The organism is Pseudarthrobacter phenanthrenivorans, from assembly GCF_000813845.1.
Taxonomy (GTDB): domain Bacteria; phylum Actinomycetota; class Actinomycetes; order Actinomycetales; family Micrococcaceae; genus Arthrobacter; species Arthrobacter phenanthrenivorans_B.
The window spans coordinates 13,151-32,554 of record NZ_JWTB01000049.1; the positions used below are offsets into that span (position 1 = coordinate 13,151).

Consider the following 19,404-nt stretch of genomic DNA (forward strand, 5'->3'; position numbering starts at 1 on the left):
CCCCTCCGACCCCATGCCATAAAACCCGTATTCCAGCGCGGTAGCGAGGGTTCTGCTGTAACTGGTTTTGACAGACCCTCCTTACGATCCCTGGATTCGGCCTACCGTATCCTTCATGGATAACCGAGCCGAAGTGCGGCAGTTCCTCTCGACCCGGCGGGGCCGTATCAGTCCAGAACAGGCGGGGGTCGAACCCTATGGCGGCCGACGCAGGGTGCCGGGATTGCGCCGCGACGAAGTTGCCCATCTGGCCGGCGTCAGCGTGGACTACTACACCCGGTTGGAGCGCGGGAACCTGACGGGAGTATCCGAGAGTGTCCTGGACGCGATCGCCCGAGCCCTGCAACTCGATCGCGCGGAACACGACCACCTTTATGACCTAGCCCGCACCGCCAACACCTCCGGCCGTAAACGTTCCGAGGGTGTCAGGGGCTCTACACCAACAGGGGTCCGGCCCGAACTCCAGTACCTTCTGGACGCCATCACCGAAGCCCCGGCATTCATAGGCAACAACCGGATGGATATCGTGGCAGCCAATGTCCTTGGCTACGCCCTATATTCAGACATGTACCGCGCTCCGAGTCGGCCGGCCAACCACTCGAGGTTCATCTTCCTGGACCCAAGAGCCCACAACTTCTACACGGACTGGGACAGGGCAGCGAACACCAACGTAGCCGTCCTTCGCCGGGAAGCCGGGCGCAACCCGCACGATAAGGGAATTGCATCGCTCATCGGCGAACTTTCCATGCGCAGCGATGAATTCCGAACCTTGTGGGCGGCCCACAACGTGCGCCGCCACTACGCTGGAATCAAGTTATTCCAACACCCCGTCGTGGGACTGCTGGAACTGAACTACCAAGTTCTTGACCTTGAAGAGGACCCAGGACACACGCTGACCGTCTACCCGGCAACACCCGGAAGCCCCTCCGAGGAAGCCCTGAAGCTACTCGCCTCGTGGGCTGCCACCGAGAACATCGGCGCCCGGGTTGGCCATGGCGCAGGAAAATAAATCGCTCTGGTCCGTATCCTGCCTACTTGAACTACACCCCAACCTGACGTCAGCTTGGGGTGAGATTTGCGTCAGAATAGGGCCCCAGCTGGCACTTTGTGGACGGATACGTCGAACAGTTTTAGATTCAAACCTGACAGGTCGGAACCCTGGAAAGTCCATCGCGAGCGAGGCGTCGGGCAAACCGTGCCTCCTACGACGCCTGCTTGTCGCCACCCGTTGCAGCCCACCCCACTGCCGGCCCCAGCTTGCCGGCTATGTCCGTCAGGATCTGGACGTAGTCCTCGTGGTCGAAGCTGAAGGGAAGGGCGAATGCCACCTCATCCACTTCCTGGAAGCCGGCGTGGGCGTACAGCTGCTCGGCGATCTCTTCGCTCGTACCGATCAGATCAGCCGCGAACATCATGCCCCGCGGACCCTGCGGAGCAGCGGTGCGCGGAGTGCGTTCATCCACGTACCGCTGGTACTTCTCCCGCTGGGCCGGCGTGGCCGAGTCGGTGGGGATCACCACAAGACCCTGCGAGACCCGCGCCCCAGCATGCCCCGCCAAAGCAGCCGCCTCCCGGAACGCCCGCATCTGCGACTGCTGAACCAGGGCAAAGTCCGGCTCCTGGTCCTTGTCCGGAAAAATGACGCTGCTGGAAAGCAGGTTGAAGCCGTGCGAACCAGCCCACACCGCTGACTTCGTGCTGCCGGCCCCATACCAAAGCCGGTCACGCAGGCCCGCGGAAAAAGGTTCCACCCGGTTGGAGAACTCCTCCACCACGCCCTGCTTGCCCGAAAACTCCCGCACCGGCTCCCCTGCCACCAATCGCGCAAACCGCTCCACCCGGGCATAGCTGAAGTCCTCCACGTCGGCCGTATCCGGATACAGCTCATGCTTCACGGTGTCGTACTGCATCGGCTCACCCACGCTCACGCCGGGATTGATGCGCCCGCCGGCGAGCAGGTCCACCGTGGCCAGGTCCTCGGCCAGGCGCAGCGGATTCTCCCAGCCCAGCGGCGTCACCGCCGTTCCCAGCTCGATCCGGGAAGTGCGCTGACTTGCGGCGGCCATCACCGCCACCGGCGAAGAGATGCCGAACTGCAAGTGCCGGTGGCGCAGCCAAGCACTGTCAAACCCCAGCCGCTCCCCCAGTTCAATGATCTGCAGCGTCGATTCATGCCCGGCAGCAGGATCAAGAGGATCAAACAGCCCAATGGTGAGGAAGCCAAGCTTGCGCAAAGGACGGTCGGGCTGCGGCATGGCTTCCTCCAGGATCCGGGGACGTGGCTGGTGTTCAGACTAGGCGCTCGGACAGAGCATGAACCAACATGTCCCCACGGCCCGGCACCGCATGTAAAGACAACCTTGACGGCGCCGTCCACCGAGGCGTTAGGCTCACCACGGGCAGGCGAAGGCGCCGCCACAGGAGGAACACATGTCACTGCAGGAAATCGAGTTCACGTCCGCCAACGGCCGCGACACCATCCAGGCGTGGGTCTACGAACCCATCGGGCAGCCCAAGGCGATCGTGCAGCTGATCCACGGGCTCGGCGAGCACTCCCGCCGCTACCTCCACCTCATCTCCACCCTGGTGGACGCGGGATTCATCGTGGTCGCGGGCGACCACGCCGGCCACGGGCGCACGGCGATGCAGCAGGGCACCTGGGGCGACGCCGGCGAGGACGCGGCCAGCGTGGTCGTCGCCGATGAGGTCACCCTCCAGGCCAAGGCCAAAGAGGCGCTCCCCCCGCTCCCCTACGTGGTGTTCGGCCACAGCTGGGGATCCATGATCGCCCGCGGCATGGCCGTGGACTTCCGGACCCAGCTGTCCGGCCTGGTCCTCTGCGGAATCGCCGCCCAGATGCGCGGTATCGAAAAGATGGTCAACCGGCCCGAACTGGCACGGCTTGCCTCCGGCGAGCGCGCTGCGGAGCCCGCACCCGAGGAACTGGTGGGCCAGTTGTTCGACGGCTTCCTGGGCCGCTTCGGCGAAGGCGCCGGCCCCACCGCCTGGGTGGCGCTGGACGCCGACGTCGTCGACGACCACGGCCGGGATCCCTTCAACAACTTCGGCGCACCGCTGAGCGCCCGCTTCCTGCAGGGCTTCGTGGACCTCTACGACCAGGTCAGCTCCGACGACTGGTACAAACAGCTCCCCGCGGACCTTCCCGTGCTGATCCTCGCCGGCGACCAGGACCCCGTGACCAACTACGGCGAAGGGGCCTACCACGTGGCCAACCGCCTGGTGGATTCGGGCCACGCGGACGTCCGCACCCGCGTCTTCCCCGGCGTCCGGCACGAGGTGCACAACGAACCCACCACCCGCGCCGAGACGGAACGCGAGACGGTCGAGTTCATCCAGCGCATCGTCGGCAGCTGACGGCCCCCGAAGCACCTCCGGCAGAAGGTTCGACGGCGGCACTCACCGCGCCGCCGTCGTCGAACCTTCCAGCCCGGTACCTTCCAGCAGATGGAATCAATTCGCTGCTGCCAGCACCAGCAGTTTCCGGATCCGTTCGACGGTCGCGTCGATGCCGCCCGTTGACTCGATCATTACGCCCGATTCGTCGTCCTGCAGCTCCTCCAGGGTTTCCAGCTGGGAGGTGAGCAGCGATGCCGGCATGAAGTGCCCGGGACGTTGGGTAAGCCTTTCCTGGAGTGCCGGCTTGTCCGCCCGCAGCAGGATGAACGTGGTGTCCGGCGCGGCCGTCCTGATGGCATCCCGGTAGCTGCGCTTCAATGCTGAGCAGGCAACAACGGTTCCGGTACGGGAGCCGGTGGACAGTTTGGCCCCGACGAGGTGGAGCCAGGGCCAGCGGTCCTCGTCGGTGAGGGGCACTCCCGAGGCCATCTTCCTGACATTGGCTTCCGGGTGCAGGGTGTCGCCATCGATGAAATGGGCTTCCAACTGGGTGGCGAGCGCCTGGCCCACGGAGGATTTCCCTGCCCCGGAGACGCCCATGACCACAATGCTCTGGGGCATTACAGGGCGCCCTGCCGGGCAGTGCCGGCGGGGATGGGAACCAGGCGGGTAACCTCGACAGGTTCTGCCAGGAGTCCTTCGAGCGAGGCGTTGAGCCGCTTGACGGCATCCCCGCCGCCGTGGGCGTCGAGCAGTTCCGCTGTCTCCCACTTCTCGATCATCACGATCTGGCCGTTGGGCGCGTCGTGGATGGCGTACAGGAGGCATCCCGGTTCTTCGTGGACCTCGGCGATGGCGGGCTCCAGGGCTGCGACAACCTGGTCGCGGGCGCCGTCTTGGGGCGTGAATACTGCAGTGACGACGATGGTCATGATGGTTCCTTTACTCGATGGCTGGTGATGCTCAGGTAAATGCCTGTATGGTCCAGGTCCCCGAGACCTTCGGTGACCATGGATTCAAATTCCGATGTGAGGGTGTTGGCGACAGGCAGGGAGAGTCCGGCGTCCGCCGCGGCCTCCGTGACGAAACGCAGGTCTTTGAGCTGGTTCTTGGCCGAACCGCCGCCGTGGAAGTCCCCGGTAATCCAGCGGCCGCCTTTTTGTTGAAGGACCTCGGAGTTGGCGAGTCCGCCTTTGAGGATTCCCTGGACTTTGTCCAGGTCCAGGCCCGAGGCCTTCGCCAGGGCCATCGACTCCGACAGGGCGGTGACCGTTGCCGCCACCACGATCTGGTTGCAGGCCTTTACGATGGCCCCGGCGCCGGACTCCCCGAACCACATGACGGTGGAGCCGTAGAGCTCAAAAAGCGGGGTCAGCCACTGGACCACGCCCTGGGGGCCGCCCGCCATGATGCTCAGCCGGCCCTGCTCGGCCCCGATCGTTCCACCGCTGAGCGGCGCATCGATAACGACCACGCCGTGGCGGGACTTGCAGTGGGCGGCGAAGGCCGCGACCGCCGTGGGTGACACGGTGCCGTGGATCACCAGGACCGGTTCACTCACACGGGCCCGGGCCCACCCGGCGAGCAGGCCCTCATCTCCTTCGAGGAGTGCTTCTACCTGGGGCAGGTCCGGCAGGACGGTGAGGACAACGTCCGCTGCCGCATCGGCTGGCCGCGGGGCTACTGTCCCGCCTTCGATGGCCTGAGCCTTGTGGAGGGTGCGGTTCCACAAGGTCAGGGGTACCCCGCCGTCGATGAGGTTCCGGGCGATCGGGGCGCCCATGGGGCCGGTGCCCAGCAGTGAGACGGAGACGCCGGGATCCGGGGGTGAAAGGGGCGTGTTTTTTGGCATGGGTTAGAAGGGGATCAGGCCGGCGAGGGCGGGAAGGAAGGTGCTGAACCAGGGCACGGCGGCGAGGACCAGGAGGCCCACGAACACCGCCACCAGGTACGGCCAGAAGTGTTTGAGGCTGTTCTCCACTGTTTCGCGGGCGGTGGCGCAGGCGACGTAGAAGCCCACCCCTGCCGGCGGGGCAAAGGAGCCGATGCCCATGGAAATGATGAGGACCATGGCGTACTGCACGGGGTTGACGCCGAAGTCGGTGGCGATCGGCAGGAGCAGCGGGGCGAAGATGAGCACCGCGGGCAGGCCTTCGAGGAGCTGGCCCATGATGACCAGCAGCAGCACGGTGAAGAGCATGAACAGGATGGGAGAGTCCCCCAGCCCGGACATCAGGTCGTGGATCTGCTGCGAGACACCCGCCAGGGCGAGCGTCTGGGCCAGCGGCGACGCGGCGGCGATGATGAACAGCACCATGCCCGCCGTCGTGGTTGTTTCACGCAGGGTGTCGCCGAGCAGGCGCCTGCTGCCGCGGCGGTAGGCTGCCGCGAGCACGAAGGCGTAGGCGACGGCGACCGAGGAGACTTCCGTGGGGGTGGCGAATCCGCTGAGGATCCCGACCACCATGCCCACGGGCAGCAGCAGCGTGGGCAGCGCGAAGAAGGTGGCGGAGCCCCGGGCCCGCCACGTGGCCTTGGCGCTGGGCACGCCGCCCTGCTTGCGCGCCCTCAGGAACACCAGTGCCATGACCACCAGGGCGAGGAAGGCTGCCGGCAGGAACCCGGCAAGGAACAGCGTGGTGGTTGAGATGGTGGTGATGGAGCCCAGGATGAGCAGGACGATGCTGGGCGGGATGGTTTCGCCCATGATGGCCGACGCCGACAGCACCGCGACCACTTCGCCCCGCGGGTATTTGCGCTCTTCGAGCATGCCGCGCATGGTGGTGCCGACCGCTGCGACATCGGCGACCTTCGAACCTGAGATGCCGGAGAAGATGTACATCGTGACCACCACGACCTGCAGCAGGCCGCCCCGGAGATGGCCGATCAGGGCATCGACGAGCTTGGCCAGCGGCAGGGTCAGGCCGGCCGAGTTCATGACCGTGCCGGCCAGGATGAAGAACGGGATGGCCAGCAGGACGAATCCCTTGGCTCCGGATGCCATGCCGATGGGGATGGCGCTCACGTCGGAAATGCCGCCCAGGTACAGGTAGATTCCGGACGCGAGGGCCAGGACAAAGGCAATGGGCAGCCCCAGGAACAACAGGCCAAACAGGGCTACGAGGACCACCACGAGCAGGACGTTCGGGGAGGCGTAGTAGAACAGCGGCGGGGAGACCAGGACGACGGCGACGAGGGCCGCCGCGATTCCGGCACCCACGAGGGCGGGACGCCAGGGCTGGCGCCGAAGTTTGACCAGGGCAAACCAGGCGATGAGGACCATGCCCACCGAGAAGGGCATGTTGACCCAGAAGACGGGCAGCTGAAGGATGGGCGTCTTTTCCTCGAGCTGCTGGACGAGGGTGGGCACGAACAAGGCCAGCGCGCCGGCACTCATGACGAAGACGAGCCAGTCCACAAGCGCCGCGAGGTACGGCTTCCAGGCTGCGGGCAGGCGCATGATGAGCGCCTGGACGGACATGTGCGCGCCCTTCGGGTAGGCGATGGCGCCACCGATGAAGGCAATGGTCAGCAGGGCAATCTCGGACACCTCCTGTGTCCACAGCACGGAGTCGCCGGTGATGACGCGGACGGCGATGTTCAGGAGGATGACCACGAGCTCGGCGAGGATCGCTGCTCCCACAATCCATTCGAGAGTCTTGTCGAGCCATGCCGCGCCGCTCCAGCGGTCCGGCACGTGGTCGTGATGAAGGATTTCCTCCGCTTCGAGGGGAAGGACTTCCTCATAGTCCTGGGGAGCAACGGTGGGTTTCATGGTTTTCCAGACTGTCGACATTGATAGCGGGATGGCGGTGGGGAGTGGTGTTGATACGGGTGGGAGCCGCCGAATGGCTCCCACCCGTACCGGCTACTTCTTGCCGGCGAAGGCGATGGCCTGATCGAAGAATTCCTTGCCGATGAGCTTGGAGAACTCCGGGTAGAGGCTTTCGGAGGCGGACTTGAACTCGGCGAGTCCGGATGCGCTGAGCTCGTTGGCCTTCATGCCCTTGGCCGTCAGTTCATCCAGTTGCTTCTTGGACTGTTCCTCGTCATAGCCGGTCTTGAAGGTTGCCGTTTCCTCGGAAGCAGCGGTGAGCGCCTTCTTCTGGTCGTCCGTCAGGGAATCCCACTTCTTCGACGACAGGGCCAGCACCCAGGCGTCGTTGATGTGGTTGGTCATCGAGACGTACTTCTGCACCTCGGAGAACTTGTTCGTCCAGGGAACCTCAATCGGGTTTTCCTGGCCATCAATGGTTCCGGTCTGCAGGCCGGTGAAGACTTCCGAGAAGGCCATGGTAGTGGGGCTTGCGCCCAGCTTTCCGAAGAAGTCGGTCCACAGGGTGTTGCCCGGCACCCGGATCTTCAGCCCCTTCAGGTCCGACGGCTGTTCAATCGGACGCACAGAGTTGGTGATCTCGCGGCCGGTCCGGGTCAGGAAGGAGAGCGCCACCGTGTCCTTTGCGGCCAGCTTGTCCTTCAGCACCTTGCCCGGTTCTCCGGCGAGGAACTTTGCCTCTTCCTTGGTGTCCGCGAAGAGGTAGGGAATGCTGATGCCGTTCATCTCCGGCACCACCGAGGCGTAGACGGAAGTGGACAGGATGAGCCCGTCGAGCGATCCGCCTTGGAGCCGGGTCACAGCGGCATTCTGGTCTCCGCTGAAGCTCGTGCCGTTGGGCACCACGGTGACCTGGACCGAACCATTGGAGGTCTTCTTGACCTGGTCGGCAAAGTGCTGGGCAGTCACGCCCACGGAGGAGGTCAGCGGATCCGGGATGGAGAGCTGGATCTTGGCCACCGGACCAGTCTGGCCGGCGGGGGCTCCTCCTGCACAACCGGACAGCAGGGCCGCAGCCAGGCTGGTTGCCAGTACCCCGGTGATGGCGCGGGTCTTGAGGTTCATTCGATGCCTTTCTTCATTGGAAGGATGCGGTGCTGCGCGGCAGACACGGCTGGCCGCCGGCGGCAGCAGGTTGGCGTGGAGCCAGGGGCGCTGTTCAGGAGACAGCGACGGGGGTAGCGAGGAGCGCTTCGGTTTCGCGGCGGAGTTCCAGCGCCTGGGACAGGGAGTCATCAATGATGACATCGTCCCAGCCAACGATCGCTCCCTTGGGCACATCATTACGAAGCTCCACATGGTGGGCCAGGGCGACGGGGAGGGCGCCGGTGGCAACGGAGTGCTTGGCGGAAACCAGCTTGCCCCAGACCGTGAAACCGCCTTCGCCGTCGAGGAATTCACCGGCCTTAAGGTCCTTCTTGGCGGTGGCGACCACATCGCCGTAGAAGCCGACCGGTCCGCCGGTGGGGATGCCGCGAAGTGCTGCGTTGGCAATGGACATGTTCAGTTCGAGGCCGACGTAATGGTAGGGACGGTACAGGGCGGCGTACTGGCCGGTGGGGTCCGGGTGCCAGGGGTATTCGTTGAAGCAGCCGGAGACGTAGTCGTTGGTGGCCTTGACGACGACGAAGACGCCTTCCTGGGTGTTGTGGGGGATCCAGCTGCCGTCACGGTTGACGCTGGACATGACGTCGACGCTTCCTTCGTGGGCCAGGGAACCGCCGACGGCGGCCGGGCGGCAGATGGTTGCGATTTCCTCAACGTTGCCGGGCGTGAAGCTCAGGCCGGAATCGGAGGGGGCCAGTCCTGCGCCGTTGGCTACCGCCGCCATTTCGATGGCGGCCTTGGTGCCGTCGCGGAAGGAGGTGTGCATGTAGGGGTTCAGCTGGCCGGAGTCGGTCAGTTCCTTGGAGAACTCCCAGTTTTCCCAGACGTTGTCCGGGTTCATCTCGTGGTAGTGCTCCAGGTACTTGGCGCCCTTGCCTGCGCAGACCACGTCAAAGCCGCTGGTGCGGGCCCAGTCAACGAGTTCCATGATGAGGGCCGGCTGGTCGCCGTAGGCCATGGAGTAGACCACGCCTGCTTCTTCGGCCCGCTTGGCCAGCGCCGGGCCGGCGAGGGCATCAGCTTCGACGGTGACCATGATGATGTGCTTCTTGGTTTCGATCGCCTTCAAGGCGTGCTTGATGCCGACGATCGGGTTGCCGGTGGCTTCGACAATGACATCGATGTCGACGTCGAACAGCTCGTCAGCGTTTGCGACGATGGCGGTGGAGCGGTCCCGCAAAGCCGTGGCGATATCCGGGGCGACCTGGGCGGCAGGCCATTCCACCAGTTCAAAGGCGCCCTGGGCCCGCTTGACGTTGATGTCTGCAATGGCCACGACGTGGATGCCGGGAATGTTGTTGGCCTGGGCCAGGTACATGGTCCCGTAGCGGCCGGCGCCGATCAGTCCAACACGGATGGGACGGGACTGCTGCTCGCGTTCGCTGAGGAGTTTATGAAGGTTCACGGAATCTCTCTAAGGGGTGCCTGGCGAAAGAAAGCACCTCCGGCAGGCCGGATGGCACAACTTCTTTGTCGCGTTTTGTTGGGAAAACTGTCCGGAGTGGAACCGGTTCCACTTTTGTACCAGCTGCTGATAGGCTGTGTCAACGGTCACCTTCCCGGCCTTCCGTCATGAAGCGGAAGGGCAGGAATAGTGGCATGGATAAGGACCACCTGGGTCTTGTGTCTCAAGGAGGAGCGGTGCGCAAAGCGCCTACTATTCGCGACGTGGCGGCGGCTGCAGGGGTATCGGTCTCCGTGGTCTCACGGGTCCTGAACCCTGAGTCGGGGCCGGTCGCGCCTGCGAAGAGGCAGGAAGTCCTGCGGGTTATCGACGAACTGGGGTACCGTCCCAGGGCGGCCGCGCGTGAACTCAGCGCCGGGCACGCACTCACCATCGGCCTCGTCGTCACCGACTTGTCCAACCCGTTTTTCGCCCGCCTGGCGGACAGGATCGTCTGGGAGGCGCGCAGCCATGGTGTGCAGGTGGTGCTGATGACCACGCAGGAGGACCCGCACCTGGAGGCGGACTCCCTGGACACGTTGCTCGACCGGTCCGTCAGTGGCGTCATTGCCACTCCCACCGGAGGCAACATCGAGAAGTGGCGGCGGCTCCGGGACCTCGGCGTCAACGTGGTCTTCATCGACCGTGCCATCGAGGAACTCGAAGATGTCGACGTCGTCAGCATCGAAAACTTCGACTCGGCCCAGCGCTCCACCGAGCACCTCATCAGCCTTGGCCACACCCGGATCGGCCTCATCACGGGCCCCCTCACCACTTCCACCGGAAGTGCCAGGTTGAACGGGTACAAGGCGGCCCACCACAACGCATCCCTGCCGGTGGACCCCACGCTTATCCGCGACGTGCCGTTCCGGGGGGACGCGGGTGGGGGCGCCGTCGGATCACTGCTTGCGATGCGCCAGCCCCCCACGGCCCTCATCGTTGCCAACACCGCTCAAGTGCAGAGTTCCGTCCGCAGGCTCGTCCAAATGGGGACCGACATCCCCGACCAGCTCTCCCTCATTGTCTTTGACGACAATCCCTGGACCGAGCTGACCACTCCCCCGCTAAGCGTCATCCGCCAACCGCTCGACATGCTTGCCGTTCACGCCATTGAGCTGGTGCTGGGGCGGATGCACGGGAAGCTCCCGGACGGAGCCCGCCGCATCGAGGTCAAGGCCGACTACCTGCCCCGCAACAGCTGCGCACCCCTGATTGCCTCAGTGGCGCACTGAAGAAACCAGTACCGGCGACGCCGGCGCTCACCCCGCCGCCGTCGCCGCACCTTTTCAGCAAGGCCGGCCTGCCGTGGCTGTCCCCTGGTGGTAAGTTCTGCGGCATGGAATGTGTGGTGCTGTACACCGTGCGTGCGGGCGTCGATCGCTCCCGGATCATGGAGACCTTCCCCCGCCACAAGGCCTATTACGAGGCCTTTCACGCCGACGGCGGCGGACTCGTGGCGCTGGGCGCCTTCCAGGACCCCGACCCGGCTGCCAGCTCCATGGGTATTTTCACGTCCCGGCAGGAAGCCGAACGCTTCGTCGCCGGCGACCCCTTCGTCACCGAGGGGCTTGCCGAACCGCGGCTCCTGGAGTGGAACGCCGTGCACCTGGCGTAGGAAAGTATTCGGCCGCTACCCCTGCGGCGGGGTCGTCCCTGAGCGGCGGTGCCATCGTGCGAAGGTCGGCCCCGCGGGCGCCGGAATCCTGGCGGGGTCGGCGCCCGGCCGGCGCCGGCGCAGTTCCAGGGCCAGGGCCTCCTGTCCGCGGGCCATTGCCCAGCGGTGGTTCGCCGCGAAGGCGGGCTTGAGCAGCCAGCTCAGCCGCCGCAGCAGCGGTTTGGCCGCACTGACCCGCCAGTCATAGGTGACCTCTGTTTCGGGCCCGTCCTGCTCAAAGGTCCAGCGGCCGGTGCCGTTGAGGTCGCCGCGGGCGGCGACCGCGAAACCGTGCTCCGTGACCGGCTCGGTGACGGTGAGCTGCCACGTGAGCGTGTAGGGCAGCCAGCCTTTGGTGTGGAGGAAAAAGGCCTTCCCGGTGCCGTCGGGGCTGCCCGCATCCACCGGCTCAACAGACAGGTACACGGACGGCCACCAGCGGGTCAGTGTGCCGGCGTCACCCAGGATGTCCACAACCTCGCGCGGCGTCCCGGCCACACGCCAGACGGTCAGGAATTCGTAGTCGGTGGTGCTTTTCGAATCGCCGCCCATGGCTGCCTCCGCGGCAGGGTTGAATAAGTGGACTCACAGTACCCACGCCCGTGTCCGCGGTCAACGGCCGGATCTTGCTGGCGCCAACCGGCCCGGCGGGCACCACTAAATGGTCACGTTCAGCGCCGCCGTGTAGCCCTCCGCGGCCGAGCCGGTCATCGTGGCAAGCTGGTAGATCCCGCCGTCGTCGCCGAACACGTTGTCCGACGTGAGCGTTGTGCGGGTCACGTTGGTGATGCTGCGCTCGTACCCGGGGGTGGCGTAGACGTCGTCGCAGGCAGCCTGCGGCAGCGCAATCTGGGAGACGGCGAGGACCTGCCCTGCCGCCGTTGCGTTGTTCATCGACTCGAACACCTCGAAGTGGATGTGCGGCCACCGTCCGGAGTATGCGGCCGGGAAGATGGACGTGAAGGTGACCTGCCCGTTCGCGTCCGCCTCCTGCACGCCCCGGAGGTAGTTTTCGTTTTTCAGGGTCGAGTCGTACATCGAGTATTTCCCGTCCCGGTCGCAGTGCCACGCATAAACGGCGGCGCCGGCCAGCGGCGTGCAGCCATTGGCATTGTCCAGGAGGGTCAGGGTGAACGTCAGCGGAACGCCCTCGGCTTTTCCCGAGGCCGTGCCGAAGCTTGAGGTGATATCCCGCCGCACCACCCCGGACGCTTCCAGGACATTCGGCCCGTTCGAGCCATCGCCCGGGTAGGGACCAGCGGTTTCCTCCGGGATTTCCACGCCGCATTCAGCGATGGCCCGCGTCAGCGTGGGAGTGGCAGAGGCAGCGGAAGAGGCCGTGGCTGTGGCCGTGGCGGCAGCTGACGGCGCAGCGGCGGTGGCCGTGGAGGCTGCCGAAGAGGTGGAGCCGGTGCTTCCGGCGGGCGTGCAGGCCGCGAGCGCGGCCACCGCACCGCCTGCGCCGAGGAACAGTCCCAGGGACCGGCGGCTGACCATGGTGTTCAAGTCGAACTCCAGCCCCCGGTCATGGTCGGGATGCGGCTGGTCGATGTCGGGCTGGCGGGGTGTGCGTGAAGTAGTCATGGTCCAAGGACATCGCATGGGGCTATGCCGCGGACCGGTGGTTGCTGTGCCCTGGCTGTGCGTCCGGCCGGAGCTTCCCCATGGGAAACCAGCCCCCGCGGAAAGCACGACGGCGGCACCCGCCCGCCGTCGTCGTCGTACGTTCCAGCAAGGCGGCCCGGCGCGCCGGGCGGTAAAGAGCAAGGTGGGGCAGGCTCATGGGAGCCCGCCCCACCCCTTGCGCCGGCCGACGTCCTGCACCCGACTTTCGGGCTACCTGTTGCGATGGAGTACGCAGGAGCATCTGCCGGCGGGTTTTTAGGGGACGCTGCCAGGCCGCTGGTGCGGCCTAAAGCGTCCGGGGATCCTCGGCATACATCTTCAACCTGATGGCCAAGGCCTCCGTCATGTGCCGCGCTGCCACATTGCCGGCTCGTTCGGCGTCGCCCTCCTCTATGGCTGCCAGCAGCTCTGTGTATGCCGCCAGCACCGCCTTCCACCTGCCGGGGTAGGTCAGTGTGGTGAAGGAATACCGGCGTACCTGCTGGTCCAGCCGCTCCAGCAGGCTGATGAGCGAGGGGCTGTGGGTGGCATGCCACAGCTGTGTGTGGAAGGTCCGGTTCGTGTCGGCGAGTATCCGCCCGTCTTCGACATCCAGGTCGCGCATCTTCTGCAGGAGGGCGTTGAGCGAGCGCTTATCCAGCGATGTTGCCTTAATGGCGGCCTTGGCGGCGGCCGCCTGTTCGAGGATGATCCGCGACTCGTAGATGTCGATGATCTCCTCAGCGGAATGCGTGCGGACCACAACTGCCTTGCCGCGCCGTTCGAGCAGGCCGTCCTGTTCCAGCCGCTGGAGGGCCTCCCTCACAGGCGTCCGTGAAGCACCGTACCGCTCGGTGAGCTTAGCCTCCGTAAGCGGCTCGTCAGGAGCAAAGACGCTCGCCAGAACGTCTTCCCGGAGACGTTGGTGGATGGGGGTGGCCACTGCTTCCTCGTTCCTGTCCGTGTTCGCATACCATTGTATACAGTTGTACGCAGAAAGATAGCGGGGACACCGTACCAGCGGGACATGGCGTGTATCCTCCCTGGAACGCCCACCGTTCCCGGGTCAGGAAGCCTGCCTTTTGGCAACGGACTGAAACACCTTCGTGGCCTGTTGCGCTGCCGGACTGAGACGCCGGTTGGCCAAATGGGCAAGGAGGATGCGGCGCTTCGGGGACCCGGAGAGGGGAACCGCCACGACGTCGGGCCGCAGGGCGGTCAGTGCGAGCTTCGGCGCCAGGGCGATGCCGATACCCGCTGCCACCATGCCCTGTGTCTCCTGGTAGTCGTTGGCCGCGAAGGCGATCCGCGGCTCAAACCCCGCATCGCTGCATACCCGGCGCAGAACATCGGCCACGGGGTGCTCGTCGCGGACCACCCACTCCTGGTCCCGCAGGGAGCCGATACGGACCGTGCCCTGCTTCGCAATCGGGTGCTCCCGCGGCACCAGCAGCACCGTCGGATCGTTGGCCAGCCGGACCAGGGCCAGGTCGGGGTCCTCGATTTGCTGCCAGGGATAGTCCCAGAGAAGCGTCAGCTCGGTTTCCCGCCGCCGCAGCCGCTCCAGCAGGCCGTCCCGGCGGGCACTGACCACCGTCACAGCCACCTCCGGGTGGCGCGCCCGGAACGCGAGGACCGCATCCGGCATCAACGATGCTCCCACGGTAGGGAAGGTCCCCAGGCGCAGCTGGCCCCGGCGAAGGCCGGCAAACTCGCCCATCTCCGCCCGCGCAGCTTCGACAGTCCGGTCGATGTCCTCCGCATACTGCAGGAGGGCGTGACCCGCGTCGGTGAGGACCACACCCCTGGGATGGCGCTCGATGAGGACTACGCCCATCTCCTGCTCAAGCTTGGCGATCTGCTGTGAGACCGCTGATGTGGTGAAGGAGAGCGATGCGGCTGCGGAGGTCAGTGACCCCGTACGGCCCACCTCGCGGAGCACATGCAGCCGGTGGAGGTCGAAGATTGCCATGGTCCGAGTTTAGCAAAAGTAGATAGTCGTCCATTTATTTTCGATTGTGCTGAACGCAAGGATCCCTGATCGTAGAAATACGAAGGCGCTGTGAAGTAGAGCACCTGCACGTTACAAGGGAGAAATACAGTGGGACTCAAAGGACATTGGTACCGGGGCGGCACCAGCAAGTGCTGGCTCTTCGATGCCAGGGACGTGGCCCTCCACGCCCCCACCCGCGAGGACATCCCCGCACTGCTGTCAGCCGCTTTCGGCGCAGCGGACGCGCGGCAGCTGGACGGCGTCGGGGGCGGAACGTCCACCACGTCCAAGGCTGCAGTCATCTGGGCAACCCCTGGAGCCGGGGCAGACCTCGACTACCTTTTCGCCCAGGTGGGGATCGGCGACCCCACCGTGGAGCTGGGTTCCAACTGCGGCAACTGCGCCACCGCCATTGCCCTGTTCGCAGTCCAGACGGGCATTGTTCCCGCCCGGGACGGCATGACCAAGGTCCGCATGCGCCACGCCACGTCCGGCGCGGTACTCAGTGGAGCGGTCCCCACTCCCGGCGGCCAGATTCCCAGGTCGGGCCTGGCCCGGGTTCCCGGCAGCAGCGCCGCCGGTGTTCCGGTCAGCCTGTCCTTCCACGGCCCCTGGGGCCAGAACACCGGCGCACTCCTGCCCACCGGCAACACGGTTGACCAGCTCCAGGTCAACGGCAGGACGCTCACCGCAACAATGGTGGACGCCGGCGCCCCGGCCGTGCTCCTCCCAGCCGGCCAGGCCGGCGTCGACCTTTCCTCGATGACTGGCAACCTCGCCGCCCAGCTGCCCACCCTCATCGCAGCACGGGCATCAGCAGGCCTCATCATGGGGCTGCGGAAGCCCGAGGATCCGCCGCAGAATGCCGTCCCGAAAGTCGGGGTTGTGGCGCCTGCCGGCGACTACACCGCCGCGGACGGAACAACCATCACCGCCGGCAGCCACGACGTGCGGGTGCGGATGTTGTCCATGCTCGCACCCCACCCTGCCATCGGCCTGACCTCAGCCGTGGCAGTTGCCCTGGCATCCTCGCTGCAGTCATCCGTCGTAGCCACCGCAGCAGGCCAGTCACCCTCCACCGGCACCGGCACTCCCCGCCTGCTGCGGGTCGGGACACCCGCCGGCGTCGTCACCGCCGAAATCATCACCGATGACACCGGCGCCGTCAGCGAAGTGGCCCTCCACCGGGCAGCACGCCACATCGCCACCGCAGACATCGACGTGGCCACGGCCGCGGAGCTGTCCGCTTAAATCCTCATTTTTGCCCGGTCACCAAGGGCACGCACCAAGCAGGAAGTTGTTCAATGAAGATCAAATCCATCCTCGGACACCTCTATGTCCAGGTCCTCATCGGAGTCGCCCTCGGCGTCGTCGTGGGCGCGCTGTGGCCGGACCTCGGCTCATCCCTCAAGCCCATCGGCGACGGCTTCGTGAAACTCGTGAAGTTCATGATCGCCCCCATCGTGTTCTGCACCATCGTGGGAGGCATCACCTCCCTGCGGGACACCAGGAAGGTGGGTCCCACCCTGATCCGCTCGCTGGGCCTCTTCTATGCCCTGACGGCACTCGCCCTGGCCCTGGGCCTGGCCGCGGTGATGCTGTTCCAGCCCGGTGCGGGCATGCACATCGATCCCACCCACGTGGACTCCTCGGTGGCCCAGAAGTACACCACGCAGCTGCCCAGCAGCAACCCCGTGGACTTCATCCTGAGCATCATCCCCACCACGTTCGTTGGCGCCTTCGCGGACGGTGAAGTCCTTCCCGTCCTGGTCATTGCCCTGCTCTGCGGCTTCGCGTTCAGCAAGCTGGGCGCACCGGGCCAGCTGGCGCTGAATGTTGTCAACAGCTTCAACAAGCTGCTCTTCATCATGTTCGGCTACATCATGAAAGTGGCTCCGCTGGGCGCCTTCGGGGCCATGGCCTTCACCGTGGGCAAGTACGGCGCCCACTCCATCGGAAACCTCGGCATGCTGATCCTTGCCTTCTACGCAGCCTGCATCGTCTTCGTGGTGGTTGGCCTGGGCATCCTGGCAAAAGTGACCGGCTTCAGCCTGTGGCAGATCCTGCGCTACTTCAAGGACGAATTCCTGATCGTCCTGGCCACATCCTCCAGCGAACCCGTCCTGCCGCGCCTGCTGTCCAAGCTCGAGCGGATCGGCTGCGACCGCAGCGTTGTGGGACTCGTGGTCCCCACCGGCTACTCCTTCAACCTGACCGGCACCGCCATCTACCTCACCCTGGCCTCCATGTTCATTGCCCAGGCCTGCGACATCCACCTCAGCTGGGGCCAGATCCTGCTGATGCTCGGCATGATGCTGCTGACCTCCAAGGGCGCCGCCGGTGTCACCGGAAGTGGTTTCGTGGCCCTCGTGGCGACCCTGACCGTCATGCCCACCCTGCCGGTGGCCGGCGTTGCCCTGATCGTTGGCATCGACCGCTTCATGAGCGAGGCCCGCGCCCTCACCAGCACGGTCTGCAACATCGTCTCCTGCGTGGCCATCGCCAAGTGGCAGGGTGAGCTGGACATGGGCAAGCTCCGCTCCGAGCTCCAGGCGGGCTTCGTACCCACCGAGGCGGAAAAGGTGCAGCTGGCCGAACCCGCCCTGGCACACTAGCCGGCAGGCCACCACCACCGCGTTTGCCCGGGATCCCAGCAGGGGTCCCGGGCAAACCCCTGCAAGGGCCACTACGTCACAACCCCCACGGAAAGGACCCGCAATGAGCGAGCGCAAAACGGAGCAGGAAACAGCAGAAGACTGCGACGCCGGCACCTGCTTCTACTGCCAAAGCCCGGAAACCGACTAGCGGCCCGGCCGGCATCAGCGCGGCAGCAGGCCCTAAAGCCACTGCTCCCACACCGTCAGCTGCAGGCTGACGGTGCCGGATGAGGCAACCACCACAGACGCAGCCGCGCCGGAAGGGTCGACGGCGGCACCCGCCCCGCCGCCGTCGTCGCGCCTTCCAGCTGAATCGGCCGTTCCAGCAAAACCTGCCCTCCCGGCAAAACCAGCCCAGCGCATCAGGCCCGGACCGCCTCAGCAGCGTGGTCGGCGGAGCGCACCGGCGTCTCCAGCCCCAGGTGCTCGCGAAGCGTGCTGCCCCGGTACTCCGTGGGGTACACGCCGCGTTCCTGCAGCTCCGGTACCAGGTGGTTCACGATGTCGTCCAGGCCTGTCGGGATCAGCCACGGCGAAATGTTGAACCCGTCCACCGCGCCCACCCGGGCGTACTCGGCCAGCTGGTCCGCGACGGCGGTGTAGGAGCCGGTGAAGGTGGCATCGATGCGCGCGGTCTTCGAGGTGACAAACTGCCGGATGGACAGCCCCTTGTCCTTGGCCTCCGCCCGCCACTGGTCCGCCAGCTGCCGGGCCTTGGCGCCGTGGAAACCGCTGCCCCGGGTCTCAGACGTTTCCTCCACCACGGGATCGATCTCCGGCAGCGGGCCGTCCGGGTCGTAGGCCGAGAGCTCGCGGCCCCAGAACTGCTCCAGGTACGCGACGGCCTGCTGCGGGCCGATCTGCAGGCTCCGCACCCACTCCTTCTTCTCGGCAGCCTCCGCGGCGGTGGGAGCCAGGATGAACTCGCTGGCCGGCATGATCTGCACGGCGTTCGCCCCGCGGCCGGCGGCCACGGACCGCTCCACCAGGTCCTTCCGGAACTCCACGGCGTCGTCGAATTTGGGGTGGGCCGAGAAGATCACGTCCGCCTGCCGGGCGGCGAAGTTACGGCCCTCCGGCGAATCCCCGGCCTGGAACAGCACCGGCCGGTACTGCGCGCTGCGCGGCAGCCGCGGCGTCACGTCCACCGTGTAGTGCTGGCCCTGATGAAGTACCCGGCGGGCCGGACCGTCCGGCGTCTCCCAGGAGTCCCAGATCCGCTTGGCGGTTTCCACGAAGGCCTCCGCATGCCTGTAGCGGTCCGCGTGGTCCAGGTAGCCGCCGCGGCGGAAGTTCGCCCCGGTCCAGGCGTTGTCCGTGGTCACGATGTTCCACGCGGCCCGGCCGCCCGAGATCAGGTCCAGCGAGGCCAGCCGGTGCGCCAGGTCCGCGGGGTCGTTGTACGTGGTGTTCTGGGTGGCCACCAGGCCGATGTTCCTGGTGACCGAGGCCAGGGCGGCGAGCATGGTCTGCGCGTCCGGCCGGCCCACCACATCCAGCGCGTGCGGGCGGCCAAGGTGCTCCCGCAGGCGCAGCCCCTCGCCCAGGAAGAATGCGGCGAAGAGTCCCCGCTCGGCGGTCTGGGCAATCCGGCGGAACGATTCGAAGTCCGTCTGCGAGCCGGATTCGGCCGCCTTCCAGATGGTGCCGGAGTTGACGCCCTGGAAGAAGACACCAAACTGGATCTGCCCGCTGGGTTTGAAGACGCCCGGCTCGACGACGTCGGATTTAGCACGGCTGTGCTGTGTCATG

General features: G+C 65.9%; 18 protein-coding genes. 6 read left to right on the forward strand and 12 right to left on the reverse strand.

All coding sequences use genetic code 11. The annotated features are described in order from the left end of the window. Positions 1–115 precede the first annotated feature (115 nt). Complete coding sequence (locus RM50_RS19580) at positions 116–1,009, forward strand: helix-turn-helix transcriptional regulator (RefSeq protein WP_043456122.1); 894 nt, start codon at positions 116–118, stop codon at positions 1,007–1,009. Positions 1,010–1,202: 193 nt separating this feature from the next. Here RM50_RS19580 and RM50_RS19585 read toward each other — a convergent pair whose 3' ends face one another. After that, complete coding sequence (locus RM50_RS19585) at positions 1,203–2,255, reverse strand: LLM class flavin-dependent oxidoreductase (protein ID WP_043456124.1); 1,053 nt, start codon at positions 2,253–2,255, stop codon at positions 1,203–1,205. Positions 2,256–2,430: 175 nt separating this feature from the next. On the opposite strand from RM50_RS19585, the gene RM50_RS19590 reads away from it, so the two are divergent. Continuing rightward, the gene (locus RM50_RS19590) at positions 2,431–3,375 is read left to right on the forward strand and encodes an alpha/beta fold hydrolase (RefSeq protein ID WP_043456127.1); all 945 of its coding nucleotides are present in this window, start codon (positions 2,431–2,433) and stop codon (positions 3,373–3,375) included. A gap of 96 nt (positions 3,376–3,471) precedes the next feature. On the opposite strand, the gene RM50_RS19595 is transcribed toward RM50_RS19590, so the two are convergent. The 6 genes from RM50_RS19595 to RM50_RS19620 all read right to left on the reverse strand — a co-directional run bounded on the left by RM50_RS19595 (position 3,472) and on the right by RM50_RS19620 (position 9,704). Continuing rightward, positions 3,472–3,978: a gluconokinase gene (locus RM50_RS19595; RefSeq protein ID WP_043456129.1), complete on the reverse strand. Its 507-nt coding sequence runs from the start codon at positions 3,976–3,978 to the stop codon at positions 3,472–3,474. Continuing rightward, positions 3,978–4,289 (reverse strand): putative quinol monooxygenase, encoded by a 312-nt coding sequence (locus RM50_RS19600; RefSeq protein ID WP_043456131.1) that lies wholly within the window; start codon positions 4,287–4,289, stop codon positions 3,978–3,980. The genes RM50_RS19595 and RM50_RS19600 overlap by 1 nt, the downstream gene beginning before the upstream one ends. Then, the gene (locus RM50_RS19605) at positions 4,286–5,209 is read right to left on the reverse strand and encodes an NAD(P)-dependent oxidoreductase (protein WP_043456133.1); all 924 of its coding nucleotides are present in this window, start codon (positions 5,207–5,209) and stop codon (positions 4,286–4,288) included. The genes RM50_RS19600 and RM50_RS19605 overlap by 4 nt, the downstream gene beginning before the upstream one ends. A gap of 3 nt (positions 5,210–5,212) precedes the next feature. Then, a complete protein-coding gene (locus RM50_RS19610) occupies positions 5,213–7,132 on the reverse strand; it encodes a TRAP transporter large permease subunit (protein WP_043456135.1) in 1,920 nt (639 codons plus the stop codon). Between the two features lie 93 nt (positions 7,133–7,225). After that, positions 7,226–8,257, reverse strand: a complete 1,032-nt coding sequence (locus RM50_RS19615) for a DctP family TRAP transporter solute-binding subunit (RefSeq protein WP_043456136.1) — start codon at positions 8,255–8,257, stop codon at positions 7,226–7,228. Positions 8,258–8,351: 94 nt separating this feature from the next. Then, the gene (locus RM50_RS19620) at positions 8,352–9,704 is read right to left on the reverse strand and encodes an NAD(P)H-dependent oxidoreductase (RefSeq protein ID WP_043456138.1); all 1,353 of its coding nucleotides are present in this window, start codon (positions 9,702–9,704) and stop codon (positions 8,352–8,354) included. A 236-nt stretch (positions 9,705–9,940) separates the two neighbouring features. Here RM50_RS19620 and RM50_RS19625 point away from each other — a divergent pair, with 236 nt between their 5' ends. Beyond that, positions 9,941–10,975: a LacI family DNA-binding transcriptional regulator gene (locus RM50_RS19625; protein WP_043456140.1), complete on the forward strand. Its 1,035-nt coding sequence runs from the start codon at positions 9,941–9,943 to the stop codon at positions 10,973–10,975. Between the two features lie 116 nt (positions 10,976–11,091). After that, positions 11,092–11,358: a YciI family protein gene (locus RM50_RS19630; RefSeq protein ID WP_240472027.1), complete on the forward strand. Its 267-nt coding sequence runs from the start codon at positions 11,092–11,094 to the stop codon at positions 11,356–11,358. A gap of 15 nt (positions 11,359–11,373) precedes the next feature. Here the strand turns inward: RM50_RS19630 and RM50_RS19635 are convergent, their stop codons facing one another. From RM50_RS19635 to RM50_RS19650, 4 genes are all read right to left on the reverse strand, one after another. Continuing rightward, positions 11,374–11,949 (reverse strand): SRPBCC family protein, encoded by a 576-nt coding sequence (locus tag RM50_RS19635; RefSeq protein WP_043456143.1) that lies wholly within the window; start codon positions 11,947–11,949, stop codon positions 11,374–11,376. A gap of 105 nt (positions 11,950–12,054) precedes the next feature. Next, on the reverse strand, positions 12,055–12,981 hold the full coding sequence (locus RM50_RS19640; RefSeq protein ID WP_052260415.1) for an intradiol ring-cleavage dioxygenase: 927 nt from the start codon (positions 12,979–12,981) through the stop codon (positions 12,055–12,057). Positions 12,982–13,309: 328 nt separating this feature from the next. Next, positions 13,310–13,945 (reverse strand): GntR family transcriptional regulator, encoded by a 636-nt coding sequence (locus RM50_RS19645; protein ID WP_052260417.1) that lies wholly within the window; start codon positions 13,943–13,945, stop codon positions 13,310–13,312. Positions 13,946–14,068: 123 nt separating this feature from the next. Beyond that, entirely contained in the window at positions 14,069–14,974 is a 906-nt protein-coding gene (locus RM50_RS19650; protein WP_043456145.1) for a LysR family transcriptional regulator, read from the reverse strand. A 129-nt stretch (positions 14,975–15,103) separates the two neighbouring features. On the opposite strand from RM50_RS19650, the gene RM50_RS19655 reads away from it, so the two are divergent. Both RM50_RS19655 and dctA read left to right on the forward strand, forming a co-directional pair. Further along, positions 15,104–16,246, forward strand: a complete 1,143-nt coding sequence (locus RM50_RS19655; RefSeq protein ID WP_043456147.1) for a PrpF domain-containing protein — start codon at positions 15,104–15,106, stop codon at positions 16,244–16,246. A 53-nt stretch (positions 16,247–16,299) separates the two neighbouring features. After that, the gene (gene dctA / locus RM50_RS19660) at positions 16,300–17,610 is read left to right on the forward strand and encodes a C4-dicarboxylate transporter DctA (protein ID WP_043456150.1); all 1,311 of its coding nucleotides are present in this window, start codon (positions 16,300–16,302) and stop codon (positions 17,608–17,610) included. A 404-nt stretch (positions 17,611–18,014) separates the two neighbouring features. Here the strand turns inward: dctA and RM50_RS19670 are convergent, their stop codons facing one another. Beyond that, positions 18,015–19,403 (reverse strand): NtaA/DmoA family FMN-dependent monooxygenase, encoded by a 1,389-nt coding sequence (locus RM50_RS19670; protein WP_043456156.1) that lies wholly within the window; start codon positions 19,401–19,403, stop codon positions 18,015–18,017. Position 19,404 lies beyond the last annotated feature (1 nt).

Bases quoted from the DNA above. Each gene is read 5' to 3' on its own strand.
- RM50_RS19590 (WP_043456127.1), top strand. From the start codon at position 2,431: ATGTCACTGCAGGAAATCGAGTTCACGTCCGCCAACGGCCGCGACACC.
- RM50_RS19635 (WP_043456143.1), bottom strand. From the start codon at position 11,949: ATGGGCGGCGATTCGAAAAGCACCACCGACTACGAATTCCTGACCGTC.
- RM50_RS19610 (WP_043456135.1), bottom strand. From the start codon at position 7,132: ATGAAACCCACCGTTGCTCCCCAGGACTATGAGGAAGTCCTTCCCCTC.
- RM50_RS19670 (WP_043456156.1), bottom strand. From the start codon at position 19,403: ATGACACAGCACAGCCGTGCTAAATCCGACGTCGTCGAGCCGGGCGTC.
- RM50_RS19600 (WP_043456131.1), bottom strand. From the start codon at position 4,289: ATGACCATCGTCGTCACTGCAGTATTCACGCCCCAAGACGGCGCCCGC.
- RM50_RS19595 (WP_043456129.1), bottom strand. From the start codon at position 3,978: ATGCCCCAGAGCATTGTGGTCATGGGCGTCTCCGGGGCAGGGAAATCC.
- RM50_RS19615 (WP_043456136.1), bottom strand. From the start codon at position 8,257: ATGAACCTCAAGACCCGCGCCATCACCGGGGTACTGGCAACCAGCCTG.
- dctA (WP_043456150.1), top strand. From the start codon at position 16,300: ATGAAGATCAAATCCATCCTCGGACACCTCTATGTCCAGGTCCTCATC.
- RM50_RS19640 (WP_052260415.1), bottom strand. From the start codon at position 12,981: ATGACTACTTCACGCACACCCCGCCAGCCCGACATCGACCAGCCGCAT.
- RM50_RS19585 (WP_043456124.1), bottom strand. From the start codon at position 2,255: ATGCCGCAGCCCGACCGTCCTTTGCGCAAGCTTGGCTTCCTCACCATT.
- RM50_RS19605 (WP_043456133.1), bottom strand. From the start codon at position 5,209: ATGCCAAAAAACACGCCCCTTTCACCCCCGGATCCCGGCGTCTCCGTC.
- RM50_RS19580 (WP_043456122.1), top strand. From the start codon at position 116: ATGGATAACCGAGCCGAAGTGCGGCAGTTCCTCTCGACCCGGCGGGGC.
- RM50_RS19650 (WP_043456145.1), bottom strand. From the start codon at position 14,974: ATGGCAATCTTCGACCTCCACCGGCTGCATGTGCTCCGCGAGGTGGGC.